At 71.7% G+C, this 3,129-nt stretch carries 5 protein-coding genes; 4 read left to right on the plus strand and 1 reads right to left on the minus strand.

The window, feature by feature from the left end; genetic code table 11:
* The coding region (locus ACOJSN_RS17150) for an exodeoxyribonuclease III (protein ID WP_420113702.1) at nt 1-304 on the minus strand (304 nt) is incomplete at its 3' end.
* Between the two features lie 88 nt (nt 305-392).
* On the opposite strand from ACOJSN_RS17150, the gene pyrE reads away from it, so the two are divergent.
* The 4 genes from pyrE to ACOJSN_RS17170 form a co-directional block, all read left to right on the plus strand.
* A complete protein-coding gene (pyrE, locus tag ACOJSN_RS17155) occupies nt 393-971 on the plus strand; it encodes an orotate phosphoribosyltransferase (protein WP_420113703.1) in 579 nt (192 codons plus the stop codon).
* A gap of 76 nt (nt 972-1,047) precedes the next feature.
* Nucleotides 1,048-1,806 carry a LemA family protein gene (locus ACOJSN_RS17160; RefSeq protein ID WP_420113704.1) on the plus strand — a complete coding sequence of 253 codons (759 nt, stop codon included), beginning with the start codon at nt 1,048-1,050 and terminating at the stop codon, nt 1,804-1,806.
* A 56-nt stretch (nt 1,807-1,862) separates the two neighbouring features.
* A complete protein-coding gene (locus ACOJSN_RS17165) occupies nt 1,863-2,552 on the plus strand; it encodes a hypothetical protein (RefSeq protein ID WP_420113705.1) in 690 nt (229 codons plus the stop codon).
* Nucleotides 2,553-2,635: 83 nt separating this feature from the next.
* A partial coding sequence (locus ACOJSN_RS17170) for a hypothetical protein (RefSeq protein ID WP_420113706.1) occupies nt 2,636-3,129 on the plus strand: 494 nt, incomplete at its 3' end.

A 3,129-nucleotide genomic window follows, 5' to 3' on the forward strand; every position in this document is an offset into this window, starting at 1 on the left:
CGCACGTGGCGCCGACCGCACGCGCCTCCGCCGCGGCGGGCTCACCCCAACCGGGCTGACCCGCGAAACCCGGCACCACGCCGTCGAGCCCCACCCGCGAGGCGATCGCCACGCCGTTCCACTGACTCACGCCGACATGCGCGACCTCGTACCCGACCGCCTCGAATGAGAGGTACGGGAAGGCCTCGTCGCGGGTCTTGGTCTCCTGCAGGGCGAGCACGTCGACGTCGTGGCGTTCCAGCCACGCCGTGACTCGCTCGGCGCGTGCTCGGATCGAGTTGACGTTCCAGGTCGCGATGCGCACCCTGGCGACGCTACCCCGCCAGGCCGCCCTCCTGCCCGCCCGTGACCTGCTCGGCAGCGCGGTGGCGCAATGCCCTAGCCTGAGCGCCGTGACGAGCACGGAGCAGACCCCCGCCGAACGCCTCGCCCAGCTGATCGGCGAGCTCGCCGTGGTGCACGGCAAGGTCACCCTCTCCAGCGGCCGCGAGGCCGACTACTACGTGGACATGCGGCGGCTCACGCTGCACCACGAGGCCGCGCCGCTCATCGGGCACCTCATGCTCGACATGCTGGAGGAGCAGGGCATGGGCGTCGGCGAGATCGACGCCGTGGGCGGCCCGACCATGGGCGCCGACCCGGTCGTGTGCGCGATCCAGCACGCCGCGGCCAGCCGCGGCCTGGCCCTCGACGCGTTCCTTGTGCGCAAGGAGGCCAAGGGTCACGGCATGAAGCGTCAGGTCGAAGGCCCGGACATCGCCGGGCGGCGCGTGGTGATCGTCGAGGACACCACCACCACCGGTAACAGCCCCATGCTCGCGGTCGAGGCGGCGCGCGCCGTGGGGGCCGAGGTGGTCGGAGTCGCCACGATCCTCGACCGCGAGACCGAGGCCACCGAGGTGTTCGCGAGGGCAGAACTTCCCTACGTCTCGCTGCTCTCGTCGAGCGATCTGGGCCTCGGACGCCAGTAGCATCGAAGAACCGGGCGACCCGCTCGGCAGACACCGACCCTGGGTTTGTGGACCCTGACCTTCGAAGGAGGCCCGCATGGACACCGGAGTCATCATCCTGATCATCGTCGTGGTGGTCGTACTGATCCCCGTCATCTGGGCGATCGCGACCTACAACGGCTTCGTGCGACTGCGCAACCTGGTGCAGGAGGCCTGGCGTCAGATCGACGTCGAGCTGCACCGCCGCTACGACCTCATCCCGAACCTGCTCGACACCGTGAAGGGCTTCGCCGCTCACGAGCGTGCGGTGTTCGACGAGGTCACGCAGGCCCGCGCCGCCGCCGCCACCCCGGGCGCCTCGCCCGCCGAGCAGGCCCGCCAGGAAGACGCCCTCAGCGGTGCCCTCGGCCGCCTGTTCGCGGTCGCCGAGGCCTACCCGCAGCTGCGGTCGGTCGAGAGCTTCGTGGCATTGCAGAACGAGCTGACCAACACCGAGGACCGGATCGCCGCCGGCCGCCGGTTCTACAACGCCAACGTGCGTGAGCTCAACACCAAGGTCGAGAGCTTCCCGCCCAACATCATCGCCAACAGGTTCAACTTCCACCGGGCTGAGTACTTCGAGTCCAACGACCCGGTGGTGCGCGCCGCGCCGCGCGTGTCCTTCCAGGACACGCAGGGCCAGGTGGGCGTCTACGGCACCCCGCCCGCCCAGGTGCAGGGCCAACCCCAGGTGACCGACGCCGGCGGCCCCAGCCACGGCGGCCAGCCCGGCGGGTTCCAGCCCGGCCAGGGTGGCGGCCAGCCCGGCTATCCGCAGCAGCCCGGTCAGGGCGGCGGGTACCCCCCGCAGGGCTGATTCCGATCGACGAGGCAGAGCTCCGTCGTCGGCCCTCAGGGCTCGACGGCGGAGCTTTGCCGTCGCCGGGGGACGTCACCGACTCTCGGGTCGAGTCGGGCGACGATCGCGCCCCGACTCCCTACGGCGCGGTCGACGATCTCGCGCAGGATGGCCGGGCGCCCGAGGCGCCGGCGGGTCGCCGCCGGGGCCGCCGGTGGGTCGGGGCGGACGGTGACCTCGAGATCCGCCCGGCGCTCGACACGATCGGGTACGGCGCGGTCGTCTGCGTGGTGTTCGGCATCGGGATGTTCGCCCGGAGCGGCACCACAGTCGCGACGGCCGTGTTCGTCGCTGCCGGCGTGCTGGCGTGGCTCTGGCAGTCGGTGTACGTGCTGACGAGCCGCGTCCGGGTGGTCCGCGATGTTCTCGAGGTGCGGGTGCCCGGCGGCCGTCGGGTGGTGTCGCTGAGCGACCTCGATGCACCGCTCCTGGTGAAGGTCGCCCGCTGGAACTCGCTCCAGCTGCGGACCCAGGGTGGGCGTCGGTTCGCCAGGCTGCATGCCGCTCAGTGGGGCGACGCCACGCTCACGCTGCTGGGCGAACGGCTGGGTGCCACGTCGCAGGCTGCCGGCACCGGTAACACAGCGGAGCAGGAGCTTCCGAGGTGGCTCGAATGGATGGTGCGACACCAGGGACCCCTCGCCGTCGCCTTGGTGGTGGGGCTGCTCGTCGTCGCGGGCGTCGTCGCCGCTCTGGTGGGTTAGGGCATGCAGCCGCTCGACGACCGATGCCAGGCTGGCCACGTCGCCGTCGTGGCACCACATCGCTAGGGGGCGAGATGTCGGAGATGGACGATCGAGATGAGGGGCGCGGCGCAGCCGGGGGAGCCGGGAAGCCTGCGGACCCTATCGCCCCGGTCGAGGTGCGGCCGTCGCCGGCGGTGCTGGTGGTCGCCACGATCTTCGTGATCACCCCTGTGGTCGCCCTGGTGACGCAGCGAGACACCTCCGGTGGATATATGACCGCGTTCGCCGGGCTGGTGGCGTTCGTTGCGGCCGCGTTCGCGGTCCGCGCAGTCGTCGCCCGCATCCGGCTGGAGCCCGAAGGGCTCGTGCACACCGATATCGGGGGACGTCGCCGCCTTCCGCTGGCCGAGATGGAGCGCGCTGTCGTGCTCCAGCCGCGCGGCAGGGGGCGCCGCACGCGCGGTCACGAGCTGATCATCAGGACAACGGGTGGGCGCAAGCCGTGGCTACTCGCCACCGGGGTGTTCTGGGATCGTGCCGGGCTGCGCCGCCTCGGGGAGAGCCTGGGGGCGGCGCGCTCATCCGCGGTCAGCCG

The organism is Pseudactinotalea sp., from assembly GCF_048594945.1.
Lineage (GTDB): Bacteria > Actinomycetota > Actinomycetes > Actinomycetales > Beutenbergiaceae > Pseudactinotalea.